The sequence below is a fragment of the Streptomyces atriruber genome (assembly GCF_001418325.1).
Taxonomy (GTDB): Bacteria; Actinomycetota; Actinomycetes; order Streptomycetales; family Streptomycetaceae; genus Streptomyces; species Streptomyces atriruber.
Genome location: NZ_LIPN01000364.1, coordinates 1 through 23,631 on the forward strand (window position 1 = coordinate 1; position 23,631 = coordinate 23,631).

General features: G+C 70.0%; 18 protein-coding genes. 11 read left to right on the forward strand and 7 right to left on the reverse strand.

The features are described 5' to 3' along the window. Positions 1 to 213 precede the first annotated feature (213 nt). Positions 214 to 1,881, forward strand: a complete 1,668-nt coding sequence (locus AOK03_RS31905; protein ID WP_055568856.1) for a fumarate hydratase — start codon at positions 214 to 216, stop codon at positions 1,879 to 1,881. An 84-nt stretch (positions 1,882 to 1,965) separates the two neighbouring features. Here the strand turns inward: AOK03_RS31905 and AOK03_RS31910 are convergent, their stop codons facing one another. Beyond that, positions 1,966 to 3,516: a ricin-type beta-trefoil lectin domain protein gene (locus AOK03_RS31910; RefSeq protein ID WP_079075077.1), complete on the reverse strand. Its 1,551-nt coding sequence runs from the start codon at positions 3,514 to 3,516 to the stop codon at positions 1,966 to 1,968. A gap of 122 nt (positions 3,517 to 3,638) precedes the next feature. Between AOK03_RS31910 and AOK03_RS31915 the strand changes: the two genes are divergently transcribed. The 4 genes from AOK03_RS31915 to AOK03_RS31930 all read left to right on the forward strand — a co-directional run bounded on the left by AOK03_RS31915 (position 3,639) and on the right by AOK03_RS31930 (position 8,678). Next, positions 3,639 to 5,051, forward strand: a complete 1,413-nt coding sequence (locus AOK03_RS31915; protein ID WP_055568857.1) for a class II fumarate hydratase — start codon at positions 3,639 to 3,641, stop codon at positions 5,049 to 5,051. A gap of 26 nt (positions 5,052 to 5,077) precedes the next feature. Then, positions 5,078 to 5,764 carry a cytidylyl-2-hydroxypropylphosphonate hydrolase gene (gene fomD / locus AOK03_RS31920; RefSeq protein ID WP_055568858.1) on the forward strand — a complete coding sequence of 229 codons (687 nt, stop codon included), beginning with the start codon at positions 5,078 to 5,080 and terminating at the stop codon, positions 5,762 to 5,764. A 116-nt stretch (positions 5,765 to 5,880) separates the two neighbouring features. Beyond that, entirely contained in the window at positions 5,881 to 6,522 is a 642-nt protein-coding gene (locus tag AOK03_RS31925) for a class I SAM-dependent DNA methyltransferase (RefSeq protein WP_244177827.1), read from the forward strand. A 62-nt stretch (positions 6,523 to 6,584) separates the two neighbouring features. Beyond that, complete coding sequence (locus AOK03_RS31930) at positions 6,585 to 8,678, forward strand: ATP-binding SpoIIE family protein phosphatase (protein ID WP_244177828.1); 2,094 nt, start codon at positions 6,585 to 6,587, stop codon at positions 8,676 to 8,678. An 84-nt stretch (positions 8,679 to 8,762) separates the two neighbouring features. Here the strand turns inward: AOK03_RS31930 and AOK03_RS31935 are convergent, their stop codons facing one another. Continuing rightward, positions 8,763 to 10,994 carry a transglycosylase domain-containing protein gene (locus AOK03_RS31935; RefSeq protein ID WP_055568860.1) on the reverse strand — a complete coding sequence of 744 codons (2,232 nt, stop codon included), beginning with the start codon at positions 10,992 to 10,994 and terminating at the stop codon, positions 8,763 to 8,765. A gap of 249 nt (positions 10,995 to 11,243) precedes the next feature. Between AOK03_RS31935 and AOK03_RS31940 the strand changes: the two genes are divergently transcribed. The 3 genes from AOK03_RS31940 to AOK03_RS31950 are packed head-to-tail and all read left to right on the forward strand — an operon-like array spanning position 11,244 to position 14,796. Further along, positions 11,244 to 11,771, forward strand: a complete 528-nt coding sequence (locus AOK03_RS31940; RefSeq protein ID WP_055568861.1) for a PadR family transcriptional regulator — start codon at positions 11,244 to 11,246, stop codon at positions 11,769 to 11,771. Continuing rightward, the gene (locus AOK03_RS31945; protein WP_055568862.1) at positions 11,768 to 12,454 is read left to right on the forward strand and encodes an ABC transporter ATP-binding protein; all 687 of its coding nucleotides are present in this window, start codon (positions 11,768 to 11,770) and stop codon (positions 12,452 to 12,454) included. Before AOK03_RS31940 ends, AOK03_RS31945 begins: the two co-directional genes overlap by 4 nt. Continuing rightward, on the forward strand, positions 12,451 to 14,796 hold the full coding sequence (locus tag AOK03_RS31950) for an FtsX-like permease family protein (RefSeq protein ID WP_055568863.1): 2,346 nt from the start codon (positions 12,451 to 12,453) through the stop codon (positions 14,794 to 14,796). The genes AOK03_RS31945 and AOK03_RS31950 overlap by 4 nt, the downstream gene beginning before the upstream one ends. Before the next feature lie 36 nt (positions 14,797 to 14,832). Here the strand turns inward: AOK03_RS31950 and AOK03_RS31955 are convergent, their stop codons facing one another. Continuing rightward, positions 14,833 to 15,786 carry a hydrogen peroxide-inducible genes activator gene (locus tag AOK03_RS31955; RefSeq protein WP_425264431.1) on the reverse strand — a complete coding sequence of 318 codons (954 nt, stop codon included), beginning with the start codon at positions 15,784 to 15,786 and terminating at the stop codon, positions 14,833 to 14,835. Between the two features lie 132 nt (positions 15,787 to 15,918). Here AOK03_RS31955 and AOK03_RS31960 point away from each other — a divergent pair, with 132 nt between their 5' ends. Continuing rightward, on the forward strand, positions 15,919 to 16,473 hold the full coding sequence (locus AOK03_RS31960) for a peroxiredoxin (protein ID WP_030358042.1): 555 nt from the start codon (positions 15,919 to 15,921) through the stop codon (positions 16,471 to 16,473). Positions 16,474 to 16,488: 15 nt separating this feature from the next. Beyond that, positions 16,489 to 17,022, forward strand: coding sequence for an alkyl hydroperoxide reductase (locus AOK03_RS31965; RefSeq protein ID WP_055568864.1), 534 nt, complete (start codon positions 16,489 to 16,491; stop codon positions 17,020 to 17,022). 102 nt (positions 17,023 to 17,124) lie between these two features. On the opposite strand, the gene AOK03_RS31970 is transcribed toward AOK03_RS31965, so the two are convergent. From AOK03_RS31970 to AOK03_RS31985, 4 genes are all read right to left on the reverse strand, one after another. Continuing rightward, positions 17,125 to 18,558: an AI-2E family transporter gene (locus tag AOK03_RS31970; protein ID WP_055568865.1), complete on the reverse strand. Its 1,434-nt coding sequence runs from the start codon at positions 18,556 to 18,558 to the stop codon at positions 17,125 to 17,127. A gap of 135 nt (positions 18,559 to 18,693) precedes the next feature. Continuing rightward, positions 18,694 to 19,413, reverse strand: coding sequence for a lytic transglycosylase domain-containing protein (locus tag AOK03_RS31975; RefSeq protein ID WP_055568866.1), 720 nt, complete (start codon positions 19,411 to 19,413; stop codon positions 18,694 to 18,696). Between the two features lie 407 nt (positions 19,414 to 19,820). Further along, on the reverse strand, positions 19,821 to 21,143 hold the full coding sequence (locus AOK03_RS31980; RefSeq protein ID WP_079075079.1) for an RNA 5'-3' helicase PhoH2: 1,323 nt from the start codon (positions 21,141 to 21,143) through the stop codon (positions 19,821 to 19,823). Positions 21,144 to 21,475: 332 nt separating this feature from the next. Continuing rightward, entirely contained in the window at positions 21,476 to 22,237 is a 762-nt protein-coding gene (locus AOK03_RS31985) for an isoprenyl transferase (RefSeq protein ID WP_055568868.1), read from the reverse strand. 129 nt (positions 22,238 to 22,366) lie between these two features. Here AOK03_RS31985 and mgrA point away from each other — a divergent pair, with 129 nt between their 5' ends. Further along, a complete protein-coding gene (gene mgrA / locus AOK03_RS31990) occupies positions 22,367 to 23,404 on the forward strand; it encodes an L-glyceraldehyde 3-phosphate reductase (RefSeq protein WP_055568869.1) in 1,038 nt (345 codons plus the stop codon). The last annotated feature ends 227 nt before the right edge of the window (positions 23,405 to 23,631 follow it).

A 23,631-nucleotide genomic window follows, 5' to 3' on the forward strand; every position in this document is an offset into this window, starting at 1 on the left:
GCGAGCAGCGTACCCAAAAGCGATAGATCGCGACTACCCCTGTGGACAACCTGCTCCCCCGACGCCCGGCCGCCCCTCCCCACCCCTGTGGACGACCCGCTCCCGGTTACTGAGCCTTACCTCACAAACCCGTCCGGGTCGGCGCGCTCTACGCTGGTTGGCGCGTCGCCAATGGAGGCCGCGCCGCTGTCTGCCGAGTGAGGAATGGCCGTAATGCCAGAGTTTGCGTACTCCGATCTGCTCCCGCTGGGAGAGGACACCACCCCGTACCGGCTGGTGACCGCCGAAGGTGTCTCCACCTTCGAGGCCGACGGGCGGACGTTCCTCAAGGTCGACCCGGAGGCCCTGCGCAAGCTCGCCGCCGAGGCCATCCACGACATCCAGCACTACCTGCGGCCCGCGCACCTGGCCCAGCTGCGGCGCATCGTGGACGACCCGGAGGCGTCGGGCAACGACAAGTTCGTGGCGCTCGACCTGCTGAAGAACGCGAACATCGCGGCCGCGGGCGTGCTCCCCATGTGCCAGGACACCGGCACGGCGATCGTCATGGGCAAGCGCGGACAGAACGTCCTCACCGAAGGTGAGGACGAGAAGGCCCTCTCCAAGGGCATCTACGACGCGTACACGAAGCTGAACCTGCGCTACTCGCAGATGGCTCCGCTGAACATGTGGGAGGAGAAGAACACCGGCTCCAACCTCCCCGCCCAGATCGAGCTGTACGCGACCGACGGCGGCGCCTACAAGTTCCTCTTCATGGCCAAGGGCGGCGGCTCCGCCAACAAGTCGTTCCTCTACCAGGAGACGAAGGCCGTCCTGAACGAGGCCTCCATGATGAAGTTCCTGGAGGAGAAGATCCGCTCGCTGGGCACGGCCGCGTGCCCGCCGTACCACCTGGCGATCGTCGTCGGCGGCACGTCCGCCGAGTTCGCCCTGAAGACCGCGAAGTACGCCTCCGCGCACTACCTGGACGAGCTGCCCGCCGAGGGCTCAGCCACCGGCCACGGGTTCCGGGACAAGGAGCTGGAGGAGAAGGTCTTCGAGCTCACGCAGAAGATCGGCATCGGCGCGCAGTTCGGCGGCAAGTACTTCTGCCACGACGTGCGCGTGGTGCGTCTGCCGCGGCACGGCGCCTCGCTGCCCGTCGCCATCGCCGTCTCCTGCTCGGCCGACCGCCAGGCCACCGCGAAGATCACCGCCGAGGGCGTCTTCCTGGAGCAGCTGGAGACGGACCCGGCGCGCTTCCTGCCGGAGACCGAGGACTCCCACCTGGACGAGTCGGCCGACGTCGTCAAGATCGACCTCAACCAGCCGATGGACGACATCCTCGCCGAGCTCACCAAGCACCCGGTGAAGACCCGCCTCTCGCTGACCGGTCCGCTGGTCGTGGCCCGTGACATCGCGCACGCCAAGATCAAGGAGCGGCTCGACGCGGGCGAGGAGATGCCGCAGTACCTGAAGGACCACCCGGTCTACTACGCAGGTCCCGCGAAGACCCCCGAGGGCTACGCGTCCGGCTCCTTCGGGCCGACGACGGCGGGCCGGATGGACTCCTACGTAGAGCAGTTCCAGGCCGCGGGCGGCTCCAAGGTGATGCTGGCCAAGGGCAACCGCTCCAAGCAGGTCACCGACGCGTGCGACGCGCACGGCGGCTTCTACCTCGGCTCGATCGGCGGCCCCGCCGCGCGCCTCGCGCAGGACTGCATCAAGAAGGTCGAGGTCGTCGAGTACGAGGAGCTCGGCATGGAGGCGGTCTGGAAGATCGAGGTCGAGGACTTCCCGGCCTTCATCGTGGTCGACGACAAGGGCAACGACTTCTTCCAGAACCCGGCTCCGGAGCCGACGTTCACGCACATCCCGGTGCGGGGTCCCGGCCTGTCGTAGTACGCACGTGCGGGTGCGCCCCGTCAGGGGCGCGGGGAACTGCGCGACCTGCCGCGACGCACCCGCTGAGGCCTGCCGAGGGCGTCAGGCGAACCGCTGGTCCGCCGCCCCCGTGCACTTCTGCAGCCGCACCGGCTCCTTGGCCCCCGCGAGGGTCAGACAGAGCCCGGTGTCGGCGGCGGGACGCACCGTGCCCGCCGCACGGACGAACTTCTGGTTGCCGCCGCCGTGGCAGTTCCAGAGCGTGAGCGCGGTGCCTTCCTTGTACGCGCCGTCGGGCACGTCCAGGCAGCGGTCCTGGGTCAGGCCGGTGTGCAGCGAGCGCTGCGTGCCGTCGTACCACCAGGTCTGGTTGCGGTTGCCCGTGCAGTCCCAGCCCTGGACCTTGGTGCCGTTACGGCTCTTCGAGGCGTCGACGTCCACGCAGGTCCCGGTGGCCTCGTTCTTCAGGGGCCGGTACGCGTCGTCCCAGGCGCCCCCGTACAGCTTCGGGCTGCCCGTGCTCGCCGGGTCCGCGCAACCGGCTTCCCGCTGACCCGAGTTGTAGATCTGGGTCAGGCAGGACGCGAAGGCGGCGTGGCCGCGGGCGTTCGGGTGGAAGGACTGCCGCACCGAATTGGAGTCCGGCGGGAACGGGTTCGACAGGTCGACGTACAGACCGCGCGCCCAGGTGTCCTCCATGCAGACCTCGTGGCCGTGGAAGAGGCGGGAGTTGTCGAGGTAGATCGCGCCCGCGTTCCGCGCGGCCTTGCGCATGCCGGTCCCGAAGGTGGGCACCGCGTAGTTGCGGCCCCACTCGGTGTCCGAGTCGTAGCCGAGTCCGCCGCAGGCCAGCTTGCCGGGGAACTTGGGGTTGTCGCGGAAGTCCGGGCCGATCGGGCTCGGATAGCCCATGGCGACGAGCTTGTAGTCGCCCTCCTGGTATCCCGCGTCCCTCATGACGGTCTTCAGGTCGCGGATGGACTGCTCGACCTTGGGCACGAGCCCGTCGACGCGCGCCTGCCAGCCGTCGTCGTACTTGCCCGCGCACGCGCCCTGGCTGAGCAGGAAGCGGGTGACGCAGTCCGTCATCACCCCGGAGAAGTCGAGGTCGTCGTTGGCGCCGATGACGAGCAGGATCGTCTTGATCTTGGTGTTGCGCGCCTTGATCGCCAGGTTGTCGCTCTGCACCAGCTCGTCGGCGTACTGCTTCTGACCGCCGATCCTGATGTTGACGGTCTGCGCACCCGAGCAGGCGACGTTGTACGTCACGTCGGCGGGGATGCCGGTGCGGTGGATCGCGGCGTCCGGGGAGCGGTGGCACCAGTTGTCGGGGCCGTCCGTGCCCGGTTCGTACGTTCCGACGCCCTCGCCGGAGATCTCGCTGTCGCCGAGCGAGATCAGGCCGGTCTTGCGGTCGGCCATCGGGCGCTCGGCCGGGCTGCCGTAGAGCTTGGTGGCCTCCGCCGCCCGGATCTTCTCCAGTTCGGGCGACAGGGGCGTCGCGGCGGGCGCCTGCGCCCCGCTCCCGTCGGCCGCCTGGGCGGGCACGGCCGCGGCCGTGCCGAGCACGGCCGTCATCGCCACGGCCGCCGCGAACGAACATCGCAGCCGCCCGCGGCCGTCGCCTCGTCCACTGCGTCTGATGCGCTTCATTGCGCCTCCCCGGTGTGGTGTTACCCAGGGTTTTTACTGGTCAGTAGCACGCTTGGGAATACCTGGAACAAGACAAGTGCTCAACTTTTTACGGGGTTTGAGCGGAGAGGTAGGTTCAGCGCATGACCAGCGACACCAGCGAAGGACGCACCGGCGAGTACCGGATCGAGCACGATTCCATGGGCGAGGTCCGGGTCCCGGCGCACGCCAAATGGCGCGCCCAGACCCAGCGCGCGGTGGAGAACTTCCCCGTCTCCGGGCAGGTCCTGGAGCGCGCCCACATCGCCGCCCTCGCCCGGATCAAGGCGGCCGCCGCCAAGGTCAACGCGGAGCTCGGGGTGCTCGACGAGGACGTCGCCGACGCCATCGCGGACGCCGCGGCCGAGGTCGCCGAAGGACGCTGGGACGACCACTTCCCCGTCGACGTCTTCCAGACCGGCTCCGGCACGTCGTCCAACATGAACACCAACGAGGTGCTCGCCACTCTGGCGACGGAGCGCCTGGGCCGCGACGTGCACCCCAACGACCACGTCAACGCCTCGCAGTCCTCGAACGACGTCTTTCCGTCCTCGATCCACATCGCCGCCACGGGCGCGGTCGGCAACGACCTGATCCCCGCCCTGGAGCACCTCGCCGCCGCCCTGGAGCGCAAGGCCGAGGAGTTCTCGGACGTCGTGAAGTCCGGCCGTACGCACCTCATGGACGCCACGCCGGTCACGCTCGGCCAGGAGTTCGGCGGCTACGCGGCCCAGATGCGGTACGGCGTCGAGCGGCTGCGCGCCTCGCTCCCCCGCCTCGCCGAACTGCCGCTGGGCGGCACCGCCGTGGGCACCGGCATCAACACCCCGCCCGGCTTCTCCGCGGCCGTCATCGCCGAGGTCGCACGGGCCACGGGCCTGCCGCTGACCGAGGCGCGCGACCACTTCGAGGCGCAGGGCGCACGGGACGGCATCGTCGAGACCAGCGGACAGCTGCGCACGATCGGCGTCGGCCTGACGAAGATCGCGAACGACCTGCGGTGGATGGCGTCCGGCCCGCGGACCGGCCTCGCCGAGATCAGCCTCCCGGATCTGCAGCCCGGCTCCTCGATCATGCCCGGCAAGGTCAACCCGGTCGTCCCGGAGGCCGCGCTGATGGTCGCCGCGCAGGTCACGGGGAACGACGCCACGGTCGCCGCCGCGGGCGCGGCCGGCAACTTCGAGCTGAACGTCATGCTGCCGGTCATCGCCAAGAACGTGCTGGAGTCGATCCGGCTGCTCGCCAACGTGTCGCGGCTGCTCGCCGACCGGACCGTCGACGGGATCACCGCCCACCGGGAACGGGCGCGTGAGTACGCCGAGTCGTCGCCGTCCGTCGTGACACCGCTGAACAAGTACATCGGGTACGAGGAGGCCGCGAAGGTCGCGAAGAAGTCCCTCGCCGAACGGAAGACGATCCGTGAGGTCGTCCTCGAATCCGGATACGTCGAGCGGGGCGACCTCACCCTGGAGCAGCTGGACGAGGCGCTGGACGTCCTGCGCATGACGCATCCCTGAGGTGCGTGCCCGTCTAGTATCTGTGCATGACAGACCTCGACGGGAAGACGACGGCCGGCGGCGGGGCGGTGCGGTGGGCGCCCGGGGACCACATCCTGTGGCGGTACCGGGAGAACTCCGGCAACCGGGTCCACATCTGTCGGCCCGTCACCGTCGTGCGGGACACCGACGAGGTGCTCGCCGTGTGGATGGCGCCCGGCACCGAGTGCGTGAAGCCGGTGCTCGCCGACGGCACGTCCGTGCACGACGAGCCGCTGGCCACCCGCTACACCAAGCCGCGCACCGTCCGCCGGGACCACTGGTTCGGCACCGGCGTCCTGAAGCTGGCCCGGCCGGGCGAGCCGTGGTCGGTCTGGCTGTTCTGGGAACCCGGCTGGCAGTTCAGGAGCTGGTACGTGAACCTGGAGGAACCGCGGGCCCGTTGGTCCGGCGGCATCGATTCCGAGGATCACTTTCTGGACATCTCCGTGAGCCCGGACCGCAGCTGGCGCTGGCACGACGAGGACGAGTTCGCCGAGGCCCGCAGGGTGGGGCTGATGGACGCGGACAAGGCCGCTGACGTACGCGCGGCGGGTCGGGCCGCGCTTGACGTGATCGACGCCTGGGGGGCGCCTTTTTCGGACGGGTGGCAGCACTGGCGTCCCGATCCGTCCTGGGTCGTACCCTCCCTTCCGGATGACTGGGACCGTACGCCCGCGCATGTGTCCTCATGAGACCCTTGATGCGCCCCCGTGGTTCAAACGTAGGATCGTCCTCCGCAAGGGCGCACAGCAGCAACTCCGTGCGTCCGCACGGTGCCTGACAGGAAGTCATCGAGGGGCGGCAGAACGTGAGCGAGGACCGCAGGGGCCAGGCCGAGGCCTTTGACGCCATCGGGCAGCACTACGACGACGCCTTCCCGCACAAAGAGGGCCAGCTGGCCGCGGGGCGCCACCTCGCCGAGACGCTGCCGGCCGGCTCCCGCGTCCTCGACGTGGGCTGCGGCACCGGTCTGCCGACCGCCCGGCAACTGACCGAATCCGGCCACTCGGTCCTCGGCACCGACATCTCGGCGGGCATGCTGGAGCTGGCGGGAAAGAACGTCCCGGCAGCCGAGTTCCGGCAACTCGACATCGCCGACCTCCGGGCCGAAGGGCCGGGCGGAGTCGGCCGGTTCGACGGCGTGGCGTGCTTCTTCGCCCTCCTGATGCTGCCGCGCGCCGAGATCCCCGAGGCGCTGCGGCTGCTGCACGGCCTGCTGTGGCCGGGCGGCCTGATGGAGCTGTCCATGGTCGAGGCGGACCTGGACGACGCGGCAATTCCGTTCCTGGGGCACACAATCCGGGTATCGGGTTACCTGCGGGACGAACTGCGGCAGGTCGTGCGGAACGCGGGCTTCGAGATCACCGGCGAGGACACGTATTCGTACGCCCCCGCAAGCACCGACGCACCACCCGAGCATCAGGTCTTTCTGCACTGCCGACGCGGCTGAGCAACGTGCAACGCTGGACGGCGCGCACCGCGCGCAGCCCCGGACGGACGGATTCGAAACGCGTGACGGAGCACCTCACCCCCCACGAGGGTCGCAAGGCACCAGCTGCCCGGCCGACCGCCCCCGCGGATCCCCGCGGGGCGCTGCTGCGTTCCCCCGAACCCACGCGGGGCGGCGCCAGCGGTGCCGCGGCGGCACAGCCACGCGCGGGCGGCGCGCCCTCGGACGCCCACGTGCCGCCCTCCGGCGAGCACTCCCAGTCCTCTGCGTACTCGGCGTCCTCGGCCGCCGAGCCCGACCCGCACCGCCCGCGCCCCGTGCCGGACAGCGGCGTGCCCGCGCAACCGGGCCCCGCCCCCGGCGGCCCGCCGGACGGCGAGGAGCGGCGCTCCGGGCAGCCCAGGCCGCCGGGCGCGGGACCGGTGGCCATGCGGCGTGACGGCGACCGGCTGCGCTTCGTGGGCGCCGCGACCCGGCGCATCGCCCGCGGCATCGACCTCGACGAGATCGTGATGGGGCTGTGCCGGGCGACGGTCCCGACGTTCTCCGACGCGATCCTGGTCTATCTGCGCGATCCGCTGCCGGTCGGCGACGAGCGGCCCACGGGCCCGCTGGTCCTGCGGCTGCGCCGCTCCGACCGGCTGCGCTCCATCGAGGAGGGCGGCGAGGAGCCGGACACCGACGGCGGCAGCACCCTGCCCCCGCTGCAGATGGTGCAGCCCGACATCACCGACGTGATGGGCAGCGCCGAGCTGTGCGAGGTGCGGCCCGGTGGCGCACTCGCCGAGGTGCTGCGCGGAGTGCGCCCGGTCTTCGCCGACTCGGCGGCGGCCCGCGCCGCGCTGCCCGAACTGCTCGGCGAGGGACGCACCCTGCCGGGCGGGCAGCGGGCGATCCTCGCGCCGCTGCGGGGCCGCCGCCGGGTGATCGGCGCGGCCGTGTTCCTGCGCCGCCCCGACCGGACCGCGTTCGAGGCGGACGACCTGCTGGTCGCCGCCCAACTGGCCACGCACAGCGCGCTCGGCATCGACAAAGCGGTCCTGTACGGCCGCGAGGCGTACATCGCCGACGAGCTGCAGCGCACCATGCTCCCCGAGACGCTGCCGCGCCCGACCGGCGTGCGGCTCGCCTCGCGCTATCTCCCGGCCGCCGAGACGGCCCGGGTCGGCGGCGACTGGTACGACGCCATCCCGCTGCCCGGCAGCCGGGTCGCCCTGGTCGTCGGTGACGTCATGGGGCACTCCATGACCTCCGCGGCGATCATGGGACAGCTGCGGACGACCGCACAGACCCTCGCCGGGCTCGACCTGCCGCCCCAGGAGGTCCTGCACCACCTGGACGAGCAGGCCCAGCGGCTCGGCTCCGACCGCATGGCCACCTGCCTGTACGCGGTGTACGACCCCGTCTCGCACCGCATCACCATCGCCAACGCCGGACACCCGCCGCCCGTCCTGCTGCACCTGGGCGGCCGGGCGGAGGTCCTGCGCGTGCCGCCGGGCGCCCCGATCGGCGTGGGCGGGGTCGACTTCGAGGCCGTCGAGCTGGACGCCCCCGCGGGCGCGACGCTGCTCCTCTACACGGACGGGCTCGTCGAGTCCCGGCTGCGCGACGTATGGACCGGCATAGAGCAGTTGCGTGAACGTCTCGCCGCCACCGCCCAGTTGACCGGCCCGGACCATCCGCCGCCCCTCGAAGCGCTCTGCGACGAGGTGCTCGACATGCTCGGTCCGGGCGACCGGGACGACGACATCGCGCTGCTCGCCGCCCGTTTCGACGGGATCGCGCCGAGCGATGTCGCGTACTGGTTCCTGGAACCGGAGAACGCGACGCCGTCGCGCGCCCGCCGGCTGGCCCGCAGCGCGCTGACGCGCTGGGGCCTGGAGGACCTGACCGATTCGGTGGAGCTGCTGGTCAGCGAGGTCGTGACGAACGCCGTGCGGTACGCGTCGCGGCCGATCACGCTGCGGCTGCTGCGCACCGACGTGCTGCGCTGCGAGGTCGGCGACGACGTGCCGCAGCTGCCCCGGCTGCGGCAGGCACGCGCCACGGACGAGGGCGGCCGCGGCCTGTACCTGGTCAACAAGATGGCGCGGCGCTGGGGCGCCACGCGGCTGAGCACCGGCAAGGTCGTCTGGTTCGAACTGAACCGGAGCTGACCGGCCCCGCCGACGCACGCAAAGGCGCCCCGGACCATCGAGGTCCGGGGCGCCTTCCCGTATCACTGTGACGGAACCCTGCGGTCAGTCCCTGCCGAGCAGGCCGTCCTCCGGGTCCGGAGGCCCGCCGGTGTCCGTCGGGTCCGGGTCGGCCGTCGGCGTCGGGGTCGTCTTGGTCGGCGTCGGCGTCGGTGTCGGTGTCGTCGACGACTTCGTCGGGGTCGGCGTCTTCGACGGCTCCTTGCTCGGCTCGTCGTCCTCGGGCTTCGTCGGCGTGCTCGACGGGTCCTTCGAGGCCTTCGACGACGGGTCCGGGACCGGCGCGAAGGCGGCGCCCATGTTCGTGTCGAGGTCGAACGAGCTCGGCGCGCCCATGGCGTCGAACGTGTAGGCCGCCCAGATGTCTGCGGGGAAGCCCGAGCCGTTGATGCGCGGGAAGCCGCCCGCGCCCCTCATGGACACCTGATCGCCCTTGGCGCCCTCGCCGAACAGGCCGACCGAGGTGACGAGCTTGGGCGTGTAGCCGGTGAACCAGGCCGACTTGTTGTCGTCGGAGGTGCCGGTCTTGCCCGCGACCTCCTGGGTGGGGTTGCGGACCGCGCGGCCGGTGCCGTCGTCGACCACGCCGGTCAGGACCGAGGTGATGGAGTCGGCGGTGCCGCGCTGGACGACCTGGTCGCCGATCGGGTCCGGCAGGTCGACCGTGCGGTCCTTGTGCTCGACGGAGCCGACCAGCGCCGGGGTGACCTTCTTGCCGTGGTTGTCGAGCGTGGCGTAGACACCGGCCATCTCCAGCGGGCTCGCGCCCATGGAGCCGAGGGTCTGGGCGGGCACCGCGGGCAGGCCCTTGACGTCCATGCCGAGCTTGCCCGCCGTCTCCATGACCTTGGGCATGCCCACGTCCACGCCCATCTGCGCGAAGACGGAGTTGACGGACTTGTTCATCGCCTTCTGGACGGTGACGTCGCCGTAGTCGACGTTGTCCTCGTTCGGCGGCGCGAAGGCGACGTCGCCGCCCTTGACCGGGCGCTTGCTGGTGCCGTCGTAGACCGTGCTCGCGGTGATCGGCAGGCCTTCCTGCGTCTTGGAGCCGTTCTCCAGGGCCGCGGCGAGGATCAGCGGCTTGAAGGTGGAGGCCGACTGGTAGTCGCGGCGGGTGGCGTTGTTCGTGTAGTGCTTCACGTAGTCCTCGCCGCCGTACATGGCGAGGACCTTGCCCGTCTTGGGGTCGACGGACGCGGCGCCCGCCTGGACGCGGGCGTCCGCCTTGCTCTTCTTGCGGTCGAGCTTGTCGTTCAGCTTGGCGTCGACGGCCTTCTCGAGCTGCTTCTGCTTGTCGGGGTCGATGTTGAGGGTGACGGTGTAGCCACCCGCCTCGAACTCGGCCTCGCTGAGGTTGCTGTTGCGCAGGACCTCGCGCTTGGCCTCCTCGACGAGGTAGCCGATCTGGCCCTCACGGCCGGGCGGTGCCTTGGGGTCGTGGGGCTTCGGGAACTTCAGCCCCGCGCGCTTGCCGGAGTCCAGCCAGTCCTCCTCGACCATGTTGTCGAGGACGTAGTTCCAGCGCTGCTTGACGAGCTTGCGGCCGGTCGGCGTCGCGGACGAGTAGTCGTACTGGCTCGGCGCCTGGAGCAGCGCGGCGAGGTAGGCGCCCTGCTGGACGTTCAGGTCCTTGGCGTCGACGCTGTAGTAGGCCTGGGCGGCGGCCTGGATGCCGTAGGCGCCGCGGCCGTAGTAGCTGGTGTTGATGTAGCCCGCGAGGATGTCGTCCTTGCTCTTCTCGCGGTCCACCTTCAGCGAGATGACCAGTTCCTTCAGCTTGCGGCTGACGGTCTGGTCCTGGCTGAGGTAGTAGTTCTTCACGTACTGCTGGGTGATCGTCGAGCCGCCCTGCTTGCCCTTGCCGGTCACCGTGTTGAGGACACCGCGGGCGGTGCCCTTGAAGTCGATGCCCTCGTCCTTGTAGAAGGACTTGTTCTCGGCGGCGACGAAGGTCTTCTGGACGTCCGTGGGGACCTTGTCCAGGTCGACGATCTCGCGGTTCACGTCGCCGGTCCGCGCGATGACGTCGCCGTTGCTGTACTTGTAGACGTTGCTCTGCATCTTCGCCGCGGCATTGCCCTTGGGTATGTCCACCACGAGGTACAGCACGACGAACCCGAGCATGCCGAGCAGACAGAACGCGAAGAACGTCCCGAGGATCTTCTTCCAGGTGAAGAAGCGGCGTATGCCGGTGCGCTTGCCGCCGGACGGGCGCTTGCGCGCTGCCCTGCGGGCGCCGCGCTGCCGCGCTTGTCGTTCTTCGGCTCGGCCCATGACTGAGAGTGCTCCGCTTCGGTCTAGTCAACATGCGTACGTCGAGTCAGCTCATGAAGCTAACACCGCACCCTGGGACAAACTCCTGCCGATCCGGTCTTTTGCGGACGTGACAATGAGCACCTGCCCTTAGGAACCGACGATCCCAGGGCCCGGAAGGTTGCCCGATCTCGCCCCAATGTGCTCCACGCCCGGTGTATGCACTGGGCGTATACACAGCACGTATACACACCGTGTAGAGTGCTCCGCATGTCCATTGGCCACACCCTTCTGGGACTCCTGGAGTCCGGCCCCCGACACGGCTACGACCTCAAACGCGCCTTCGACGAGAAGTTCGGGCACGACAAGCCCCTGCACTACGGGCAGGTCTACTCGACCATGTCCCGCCTGCTGAAGAACGGCCTCGTCGAGGTCGACGGCATAGAGGCGGGCGGCGGTCCCGAGCGCAAGCGGTACGCGATCACCGAAGCCGGCATCACGGATGTCCAGCGCTGGCTCGCCACCCCGGAGAAGCCGGAGCCCTATCTCCAGTCGACCCTCTACACCAAGGTCGTCCTCGCGCTCCTCACCGAACGCGACGCCGGCGAACTCCTCGACGTACAGCGCGCCGAACACCTGCGCCTGATGCGCATCCTCACCGACCGCAAGCGCAAGGGCGACCTCGCCGACCAGCTCATCTGCGACCACGCGCTGTTCCACCTCGAAGCCGATCTGCGCTGGCTGGAGCTCACCGCCGCGCGCCTCGGCAAGCTCGCCCTGGAGGTGCGCTCCGCATGACCCCCGCAGGTTCCCTTCTCGTGGCCCAAGGACTCCGCAAGGCGTACGGCCCGACCACCGCGCTCGACGGCGCGGCCTTCTCCATCCACCCCGGCGAGGTCGTGGCCGTCATGGGTCCGTCCGGCTCCGGAAAGTCGACCCTGCTGCACTGCCTCGCGGGGATCGTCCGCCCCGACGAGGGCTCCATCACGTACAACGGCCGCTCGCTGACCGGCCTCTCGGACGCCGATCTGAGCGCCCTGCGCCGCAGCGAGTTCGGCTTCGTCTTCCAGTTCGGCCAGCTCGTCCCCGAGCTCACCTGCGTCGAGAACGTCGCGCTCCCGATGCGGCTGAACGGCGCCAAGCGCAAGGAGGCCGAGGCCACCGCCCGCACCTGGATGGACCGCCTGGAGGTGGCGGACGTCGCCGCCAAGCGGCCCGGCGAGGTCTCCGGCGGCCAGGGCCAGCGCGTCGCCGTCGCCCGAGCGCTCGCCACCGGCCCGCGCGTGATCTTCGCCGACGAGCCGACCGGCGCCCTCGACTCGCTCAACGGCGAGCGCGTCATGGAGCTCCTGACCGACGCGGCCCGCTCGACCAACGCGGCCGTCGTCCTGGTGACCCACGAGACGCGGGTCGCCGCCTACTCCGACCGCGAGGTCATCGTGCGCGACGGCAAGTCCCGCGACATGGAGCGGATCGTATGAGTGTCTGGATGCGCGACCTGGGCATGGGCGTGCGGTTCGCGGCGGGCGGCGGCCGCGAGGGCTGGATCCGCACGATCCTGACCGCGGTCGGCGTCGGGCTCGGCGTCGCGCTGCTGCTCGGCGCGGCCTCGGTGCCGAACATGCTGCAGAACCGCGACGACCGGTCGGTCGCGCGCACACCGCACTCCTCCTTCGACGGCGAGCCGGTCAAGGCGACCGACTCGACGGTGGTCATGCGCAACACCGGCACCACGTTCCGCGGAAAGAGCCTGACCGGCCTCTTCCTGCGCGCCGACGGCAAGAGCCCGGCGCTGCCGCCGGGACTCGACAAGATCCCCGGGCCCGATGAGATGGTCGTCTCGCCCGCGATGCGCGACCTGCTCGACGACCCGGCGAACAAGCTGCTGAAGGAACGCTTCAGCGACTTCCGCATGACCGGCACCATCGGCAAGGCGGGCCTCCTCTCACCGGTCGAGCTCTACTACTACGTGGGCAGCGACAAGATCACCGCGACCGGCAACAACTACCGCGTCGAGAGCTTCGGGCAGGACAACTCGCTGCCCCTTGACCCGTTCCTGATGGCACTCGTCGTCCTGATCTGCGTCGTCCTCCTGACTCCGGTGGCGATCTTCATCGGTACTGCCGTGCGGTTCGGCGGCGACCGGCGCGACCGGCGGCTCGCGGCCCTGCGCCTGGTCGGCGCGGACGCCCGCGCCGTGCGCAGGATCGCGGCCGGCGAGGCGCTGTTCGGCGCGCTCCTCGGGCTCGCGGTGGGCGCCGTCCTCTTCCTGCTGCTGCGCGAACTGGTGGGCGTGGTCGACCTGACGAACGTCAGTGCCTACCCGTCCGACATGGTGCCGTCGGCCGGCCTGGCGACGCTGGTCGCGGTGGCCGTGCCGGTGTCGGCGGTCCTGGTCACGCTGATCTCGCTGCGCTCGGTCGCCATCGAACCGCTCGGGGTGTTCCGGGGCGGCAAGCAGCGCAAGCGCCGCCTGTGGTGGCGGGTGGTGCTGCCGGTCCTCGGCATCGGCATCCTGCTCTTCTCCGGCCGCATCGACCGCGACATGGGGAACGACTCCGTCAACGTGACGGCGATCGCGGTGGGTTCGGCGCTCTCCCTGATCGGCCTCAGCGCGCTGCTGCCCTGGCTCGTCGAGGCCGTCGTGGGAAGGCTGCGCGGCGGTCCCGTGCCCTGGCAGCTCGCCGTCCGCAGGCTGCAGCTGACCACCGGCACCGCGTCCCGCGCGGTCAGCGGCATCACCGTCGCGGTGGCCGGTGCGGTCGCGCTGCAGATGATGTTCGCCTCCATGCACGACGACTTCAACCAGGTCACGGGGCAGGACACCACACGCGCCCAGCTCACCGTCCGCAGCGGGACCGCCAGCGGCCCGCTCGCCCAGCGGATGATCGACGACTTCACGGCGACCAAGGGCGTCACCAAGGTCGTCGGGACCGTGCAGGCGTACGTCACCCGGCCCGGCGGCAAGAAGGTCCGGGACATGACGCCGACCACGGAGCTGACCATCGGCAGCTGCGCGACCCTGCGCGAGCTGGCGCACCTCGGCTCCTGCAAGGACGGCGACACCTTCGTCGTCCACACGGGCAGCAAGGAGCAGAACGGCTGGGTGGACGAGACGGCACGCCCCGGCAAGCCGATCAACGTCGGACCCGACCCCGACTTCAACAAGGGCGCGAAGCCGGTCCTGTGGACGCTGCCGAAGGGCACGCCCACCGTCGACGCCAGGAACAACCCGTCCGGCAGGAAGATCGACGGCATCTTCGCCACGCCCGGCGCCGTCGACGTCAAGAAGCTGGACGACGCGTCGACGACCTCCTGGGTCAAGCTCGACCCGAAGGAGCCGGACGCCGAGGAGTACGTGCGCAACGCGGCGGCGCGGATCGGTCCCTTCGTCGGGGTGGACTCGCTGAAGGCGGTCGACCGCGACAAGCAGTACGCCTCCATCGCGCGCGGTCTGCAGATCGGCGCGAGCGCCACGATGGCACTGATCGCGGCGTCCATGCTGGTGTCGATGATCGAGCAACTCCGGGAGCGCAAGCGGCTCCTCGCGGTCCTCACCGCGTTCGGCACACGCCGCTCGTCGATGGGCTGGTCGCTCCTGTGGCAGACGGCGATCCCGGTCGCCCTGGGCCTCGCCCTCGCGATCGGCGGCGGCCTCGGCCTCGGCGTGGTGATGACCCGCATGATCGACAAGGGCGTCACCGACTGGTGGTCGTTCGTGCCGCTGACGGGTGCGGGCGCGGCGATGGTCCTGGCCGTGACCCTGCTCAGCCTGCCGCCGCTGCGCCGGATGATGCGCCCGGACGGGCTGCGCACGGAGTAGCCCGCGCGCCGGGCGCAGGAGCCGGTGCGGGACCGGTCAGACGACCCGCACCGGCAACGGCCGCACCGCCTCCTGCAGCGCCCGCGCCAACTCCTCGTACTCCGCTGCCCGCGCCGCCCCCGTCCGCATCGCGAGAGCGATCCGCCGGGTCGGCGCCGGATCCGCGAAGTACCCGGTGAGCAGCTGGTTGCTGCGGGTCGTCTCGACCCGTACCGCCGTGCGCGGCAGCAGCGTCACGCCGAGGCCGCCCGCGACCAGCTGGACGAGGGTGGAGAGACCGGCGGCGGTCGTGGTGACGGGGGCGTCCGCGCGGCCCGCCTCCCGGCAGATGTCGAGGGCCTGGTCGCGCAGGCAGTGGCCCTCGTCGAGGAGCAGCAGGTTCAGCTCCTTCAGCGCCTCGCGGGGGATGCCCTCGCGGCCGCCGAGCCAGTGGTCGAGGGGCGTGACGAGCACGAAGTCCTCGTCGAAGAGGGGCAGCTCGGTGACGCCCGGCATGCCGAGCGGCACGGCGAGCAGCAGCAGGTCGAGCCGGCCTGCCGTGAGCCCTTCGAGGAGCGAGGAGGTCTGCTCCTCGTGCACCTGGAGGTCCAGGTCCGGGTACTTGTCGTGGACCAGCGCGATCACCGTCGGCAGCAGATAGGGCGCGACGGTCGGGATGACGCCGAGCCGCAGCGCCCCGGTGAACGGCGCCTTGACGGCGTCGGCCTCCTCCATGAGCGCCTCGACCTCGTCGAGCACCGCATCGACCCGGACCGCGAGGCGCTCGCCGGCGGGCGAGAGCAGCACCTTGCGGGTGGTCCGCTCCAGGAGCTTGACACCCAGTGCCTCCTCCAGCGCGGCCACGGCCCCCGAGAGGGCGGGCTGACTCATTCCGATCGCCGCGGCGGCATCCCTGAAGTGCAGGTGCTCGGCCACGGCGGCGAAGGCGCGCAGCTGCGCCAGGCTCGGCTGTCTGCCGCTGGGTTGCTTGCCCCTATTTATGGCTCGCACTGATAACCACCTCCGATCAACACGACCCACTCTAGCTATTTCCCTAATCAATGCACCCTGTGCCACCATCGACATCAGTCCAACCCCACAGGAAAGTCCCCAAAAGGGACTCTCTTCGCGCAAGGAGTACGTGTGCTCACTGTCGGTGACAAGTTCCCCGAGTTCGACCTGACTGCCTGTGTCTCCCTGGAGGCGGGCAAGGAGTTCGAGCAGATCAACCACAAGACCTACGAGGGCAAGTGGAAGATCGTCTTCGCGTGGCCCAAGGACTTCACCTTCGTGTGCCCGACCGAGATCGCGGCCTTCGGCAAGCTGAACGACGAGTTCGCCGACCGTGACGCCCAGGTCCTCGGCTTCTCCGGCGACTCCGAGTTCGTGCACCACGCCTGGCGCAAGGACCACCCGGACCTGACCGACCTGCCCTTCCCGATGCTGGCCGACTCGAAGCACGAGCTCATGCGTGACCTCGGCATCGAGGGCGAGGACGGCTTCGCGCAGCGCGCCGTCTTCATCGTCGACCAGAACAACGAGATCCAGTTCACGATGGTGACCGCCGGTTCCGTGGGCCGTAACCCCAAGGAGGTCCTCCGGGTCCTCGACGCCCTGCAGACCGACGAGCTCTGCCCCTGCAACTGGAGCAAGGGCGACGAGACCCTCGACCCGGTCGCGCTGCTCTCCGGCGAGTGAACGGAGCCTTCTGACATGGCACTCGACGAACTGAAGTCCGCCGTACCGGACTACGCCAAGGACCTGAAGCTGAACCTCGGCTCGGTCATCGGCAACTCGGACCTGCCGCAGCAGCAGCTGTGGGGCACCGTGCTGGCCTGCGCCATCGCGTCCCGCTCCCCGAAGGTGCTGCGCGAGCTGGAGCCCGAGGCGAAGGCGAACCTCTCCCCCGAGGCGTACACCGCCGCCAAGTCGGCCGCCGCCGTCATGGCGATGAACAACGTCTTCTACCGCACGCGCCACCTGCTCTCCGACCCGGAGTACGGGACGATGCGCGCCGGTCTGCGGATGAACGTCATCGGCAACCCGGGCGTCGAGAAGGTCGACTTCGAGCTGTGGTCCCTCGCGGTCTCCGCGATCAACGGCTGCGGCCAGTGCCTGGACTCGCACGAGCAGGTCCTGCGCAAGGCCGGCGTCGACCGCGAGACGATCCAGGAGGCCTTCAAGATCGCTGCGGTCATCCAGGCCGTCGGCGTCACGCTGGACTCCGAGGCACACCTCGCGGAGTAGTCCTCCGCACCGTCGATCACCGGCTCCGCCGGGTTCGTCCGTGAACGCCGGGCGGGCTGGAAGCATCCAGCCCGCCCGGCGTTTCGTGTGTGCGGAACCTGCTTACTTCGGCGGCTCCACCGGCGCCGCCTCGGACGACGCCGCGTCAGAGATCGCCGCATCAGAGGTCGCCGCCCCGGAGGGCGACGCGTCCACCGCCGTGGCGCCCCGCGGCCGCGGCGACTGCTTCAACGCGGTCTCGCGGGAGTACGCCCGCAGATAACCGACGACCGTGTTCGTGACGGCCACGAGCGGAACGGCGACCACCGCGCCGCCGATCCCGGCCACGAGACCGCCCGCCGCCACCGAGAGCACCACGGCCAGCGGATGCACCCGCACCGCACGCCCGAGGATGAACGGCTGCAGGATGTGGCCCTCGATCTGCTGCACCGCGAGCACCACCACGAGCGCCATCACGGCCGTGAACACGCCCTGCGTGACCAGCGCGACGACCACCGCGAGCGCGCCCGAGACGACGGCGCCGACGAGCGGGATGAACGCGAACAGGAAGATGAACACGGCGAGCGGGACCGCCATCGGCACGCCCAGGAAGTAGATGCCGAGCCCGATGAAGATGGCGTCGATCAGAGCCACTATCACCGTCCCGCGGACGTACGCGGTGAGCGTGCGCCAGGCCCTGGGACCCGCGCCCGCGATGCCCGGCCGCGCCTCGGCGGGCACCAGCTTCAGCGTCCACTGCCAGATGCGCTTGCCGTCGTAGAGCAGGAAGAGCGTCGAGAACATCGCGAGCAGGATGCCGGTCATCGCCTCGACGATGACCGTGACGCCCTCGAGGCCCGCGGAGGTGAGCTCCTCCGTGTTGGCCCCGACCGCGTCGCGCAGGCTCTTGGCGATGTCGTTGATCTGGTCCTCGGTCACGTGGAAGGGGCTGTTGAGCAGCCACTTGCGCAGATCCTCGATGCCGTCCTGGACCTGCCGCGACAGTTCGTCGACGTTGTCCATGACCTGCCACACCACGAACCAGCCGACCAGGCCCATGATCACGAAGCCGAGGATCGCGGTGACCGCGGTCGCCAGCCCCCGCGGCAGGCCGAGCCTCTTGAGCCGGGCCACGGTGGGCTGCAGCATCGCGGTGATCAGCAGGGCCGCCACGAAGGCGAGCACCACCAGTTGCACCGCGCTGATGACCTTCATCAGCACCCAGAGGGTGCCCGCGAGGACGAGCAGCCGCCAGCCGGCCTCGGCCGCGACGCGCATGCCCCACGGCACGGCGTTCACGGGGTCGGGCCTGGCCGCCACGTCGGGCGCGTACGCGGGCGGCGGCGGCACGTACTCGTGCTCCCCCGCGCCTTCGCGCTCGTCCTCGACGAAGGACTCGTCGAGCCCGTCGTCGTCGGCACGCGTCCGTACGCGCAATCCGGCCCGCGGTTCGTCGGCGTCCGCCCGGTCCTGCTTGTCGCGGCGCTCATCCAACCGCTCGCCCATTTCGCTCAGTCCGGCGCCGAGCCGGCCGAGCCATCCTGGCACTCGCGACATGATCCGTCCCTTACCCCCGTCTTTCCCCACCACTCCCCCCTGGAGCTGTCCGGACCGACCGTACACGCAGAGACCCCCCACCGTAGGACGGTGAGGGGTCTCGCGAGGTTGAGCGCGGTACGGCCGAAATGCGGCCTAGTACCAGTTGTTCGCCTGCCAGAAGCTCCAGGCACCACACGGGCTTCCGTAGCGGTCGTTCATGTAGTTGAGGCCCCACTTGATCTGCGTGGCCGGGTTGGTCTGCCAGTCGGAACCGGCCGAGGCCATCTTGGAACCGGGCAGCGCCTGGACGAGGCCGTAGGCACCCGAAGAGGCGTTCGTCGCCTTGTAGTTCCACGTGGACTCGTGGTTGACGATGTTGCTGAAGCACTGGAACTGATCCCCGGGGATCATCTGCCGTGCCATCGCCTGGACCTGAGCGACCGTGTAAGAGCTCTGCGGCGCGAAGCTCGCGGCGTCGCGGCTGGAGGAGCGGCTGGCCTTGGCCTCGGCCTTCTCCTCGCGCTCCTTCTTGTCCGCGGCCTTCTGCGCGGCCTCCGCCTTCTCCGCGGCCCGCTGCTTCTCGATCGCCGAGGCGGCGGCCTGCTTACGGGCCTCCTCCGCGGCGGTCTTCTTCGCGGCAGTGTCGGCGGCCATGGCCTGCGCGTCGGCCTGCTGCGTCAGGGACGCGGTCTGGACCTGGGCCTGCTGACCCGCGGGTATGTCTGCGAGGAGCGTCGCGTCGCTTGCCGCTGCCTCGATGTCGTTCGTGTTCGAGGGCTGGGTGTCGCCCGAGGCGACACCCACGACAGCGCCGACGGTGGTGACCGCGGTGGCAGAAGCCACGGCGAATCCCCGGACCGAAATCCGGCTCACACGGTTTCCTTCCAGCATCGCCCGCATAGGTGACCTCGCGGACGCAATCGTGCCCCTGGCGCTGGCCTCCGCTGCTGATCGGTCACGGGAGGCACGGACCCGGTGGACAACTCCCGTTGAAGGAGCGCCGCGTGGTGCTCGGGCGGCATGCGACGGTCACTATGAAGTTCTGTGGTGCTCGAGTTGTCGTACCGCTGGGGGTACACGTGTGTCGCATGCGGGGCCTGACAGGACCCAGACTCTGCCCCAGCCGGACACCGCAAGGCAATTCTCCGTTGCGTGGGAAAGCTCACACCTCGTTTGCCCCAGGAGTTTTTCGGAAACAGGGGTGCAGCAAGACGCCGCCCGGCTAGGCTCCTTCGCTTTGCCGGGCGGCGTCTCGTGCGGTGCAACTGCCGTGAACTGCCTCAGATGTGACCGTCCTCCAGCATTTCGGTCACCAGGGCCGCGATCTGCGACCGCTCCGAGCGCGTGAGCGTCACATGCGCGAAGAGCGGATGCCCCTTCAGCTTCTCTACGACGGCCACCACCCCGTCGTACCGCCCCACGCGGAGGTTGTCGCGCTGGGCCACGTCATGGGTCAGGACGACCCGGGAGTTCGCCCCGATTCGGGACAGAACGGTCAACAGGACGTTCCGCTCCAGGGATTGCGCCTCGTCCACGATCACGAACGCGTCGTGCAGCGAGCGCCCGCGGATGTGGGTGAGCGGAAGCACTTCGAGCATCCCGCGCGCCGTGACCTCCTCGATGACCTCCTTGCCCGCCACGGAGCCGAGCGTGTCGAAGACCGCCTGCGCCCAAGGGCCCATCTTCTCGGCCTCGGTGCCGGGCAGATAGCCGAGCTCCTGCCCGCCCACCGCGTACAGCGGCCGGAAGACCATCACCTTCTTGTGCTGCCTGCGCTCCAGGACGGCCTCCAGGCCAGCGCAGAGGGCGAGCGCCGACTTGCCGGTGCCCGCGCGGCCGCCCATCGAGACGATGCCGACGTCCGGGTCGAGGAGCAGATCGAGCGCGACCCGCTGCTCGGCGCTCCGCCCCTTGAGCCCGAAGGCCTCGCGGTCGCCGCGCACGAGCCGGACGTTACCCTCGGCCGTGACGCGGCCCAGGGCCTTGCCCCGCTCCGACTGGATGGTGAGCCCCGTGTGCACGGGCAGGTCCGCCGCCTCGGGGACATAGAGGGTGTCCTCCTCGAAGAGGAGGTCCACCTGCTCTCCCAAGAGCGTCAGTTCGGACATGCCGGTCCAGCCGGAGTCCGTGATGGCCAGTTCGGCCCGGTACTCCTCGGCGAGCAGCCCCACCGACGAGGCCTTGATTCTGAGCGGCAGGTCCTTGGACACGACCGTGACGTCGTACCCCTCCGCCTGGAGATTGCGCGCTACGGCGAGAATCCGTGAGTCGTTGTCCCCCAACCGGTAGCCGGCCGGAAGCACGCCGGGATCGGAGTGGTTGAGCTCGACGCGCAGCGAACCGCCCAGGTCCCCGATGGGGATGGGGGCGTCCAGACGGCCGTGCCGGATGCGGAAGTCGTCCAGCAGGCGCAGGGCCTGCCGGGCGAAGTAGCCGAGCTCCGGATGGTGCCGCTTGGCCTCCAACTCCGTCACCACGACGACCGGCAGCACGACTTCGTGCTCGTCGAAGCGGGTCAGGGCATTGGGGTCGGCCAGCAGGACGCTGGTGTCGAGAACGTAGGTGCGCCTGTCGGGCATGCGGCGCTTTGTGCTGGTCACCACGGAAGGACGTACCCCCTCGGATGAGGTCGGGGAGCGACGGGAGGGATACCGGGGACGATCCGGCGGGCGTGAACCGGACCGGTCGCGGGCCGCCATGCGCGGGCCGAGCACCGGCCCTCCACGTCGCCCGCGCTGTTCACACGGTCGTCCTGGTGCAAAGGGCCTCCCGGGCGGACGGCACATGCCGCCCGCTGAGATACGACGTCCCTGTCGGATACTGCTCGGACGTCGACCTGGAAGGGGTATTCCCTCGAACATGCGCAGCCATGCCAGGGCATATGACGACGCGTTGGTTAACTCTGGGTGGCCCCGACCTCAGGAGCCCTGCGGAGTCATCCCCCGTAACGGCGGTGGCGGGCGGCGTAATCACGCAGCGCACGCAGGAAATCGACCTTCCGGAAGGCCGGCCAGAAGACTTCGCAGAAGTAGTACTCGGAGTGAGCGGACTGCCAGAGCATGAAGCCGGAGAGACGCTGCTCACCACTCGTACGGATCACCAGATCGGGGTCCGGCTGGCCGCTCGTGTAGAGGTGCTTGGAGATCTGGTCGACGTCGACGCTCTCCGCGGCCTCCTCCAGGCTGCTGCCCTTGTCCGCCTGCTCCAGGAGCAGCGAGCGGACCGCGTCGGCGATCTCCTGGCGGCCGCCGTAGCCGACGGCGACGTTGACCAGTATTCCGGTGTTGGTGCGGGTCGCCTCTTCCGCTTCCTTCATGACCATCTGGGTGTGCGTCGGCAGCAGGTCGAGCGCGCCGACGTGGTGCACGCGCCAGCGGCCGTCGGCGACGAGCGAGCGGACGGTGGCCTCGATGATGCCGAGGAGCGGCTTCAGCTCGTCCTCGGGCCGGTCGAAGTTGTCGGTGGAGAGCATCCACAGGGTGACGACCTCGACGTCCGTCTCGGCGCACCAGCCGAGGAACTCCTCGATCTTGTGCGCGCCCGCCTGGTGGCCCTGTGCGGTGGTCCCGCCCGCAGCCTTCGCCCAGCGACGGTTGCCGTCGAGGATGACCCCGATGTGCTTGGGCACCTGGTCGTGGTCGAGGCGGCCTTCCACCCGGCGTGCGTAAAGTCCGTACACCAGGTCGCGCAGGTTCACGTGTGTCAGCCTCCAGCAGATGGCGATCCTCAAGGGGTGCGCCCAGAGCAACCCCGAGGGCGACACCCTACCGCCGCTCAAGCGTCCCTCCACAGTCGGGGGCTAGGCTGCTGAAGTAGCTTCGTACCCATGAACGACACGTCTATGTATCGCGCGGCACAGGACCGGTACGACTCGATGGAGTACCGCCGTACGGGCCGCAGCGGCCTGAAGCTGCCCGCCGTCTCGCTCGGTCTCTGGCACAACTTCGGCGACGACAAGGCCCTCGACACGCAGCGCGCGATCCTGCGGCGCGCCTTCGACCTGGGCGTCACCCACTTCGACCTGGCGAACAACTACGGCCCCCCGCCCGGCTCGGCGGAGCTCAACTTCGGCAAGCTCTTCGCCCAGGACTTCGCCCCCTACCGCGACGAGCTGGTCATCTCGACCAAGGCGGGCTACCTCATGCACCCCGGCCCGTACGGCGAGTGGGGCAGCCGCAAGTACCTGCTGTCGTCGCTCGACGCCTCGCTGGAGCGGATGGGTCTCGACTACGTCGACATCTTCTACTCCCACCGCTTCGACCCGGACACCCCGCTCGAGGAGACGATGGGTGCCCTCGCCTCCGCGGTGCGGCAGGGCAAGGCGCTCTACGTCGGCGTGTCGTCGTACAACAGCGAGCAGACCGCCGAAGCGGCACGGCTGCTGCGGGAGATGGGCGTGCCCGCGCTCATCCACCAGCCCTCGTACTCGATGATCAACCGCTGGACCGAGGACGACGGCCTCCTCGACACGCTGGAGGCGGCCGGGATGGGCTGCATCTCCTTCGTGCCGCTCGCCCAGGGCCTGCTCACGAACAAGTATCTGAAGGGCATTCCGGAGGGCTCGCGCGCGACGCAGGGCAAGTCCCTCGACCCGGGGCTCCTGAGCGACGAGGTCGTACGCCGCCTCAACGGTCTGAACGACATCGCGGCAGGCCGCGGCCAGTCCCTGGCCCAGCTCGCGCTCAACTGGGTGCTCCGCGACGAGCGGATGACCTCGGCGCTGATCGGCGCCTCCAGCGTCAAGCAGCTGGAGGAGAACGTGGCGGCGCTCGCGGGCCCGAAGCTGACGGACGCGGAGCTGTCCGCGATCGACACGTTCGCGGTGTCGACGCCCGGCACCAACATCTGGGCCGGGCGGGGCTGACCCGGCGGGCCGACGCGAGGGAGCCCCGGGCCGGATGCGTTCCGGCCCGAGGCTCCTCTGTGTCCGGGGGCTGAGCCCTCCGGAGATCTCGCGGTCCGTCAGGCGCGCGGCCGCTTGAACCACGCGCCGGCGATGCTCTGCGAGAGCAGGATCACCGTGGCGATCGCGCCGAGCAGCGGCAGCAGGCCGCCCGGGTTGCCCGAGGCCGCGCCGCCGAGCCCGAAGAG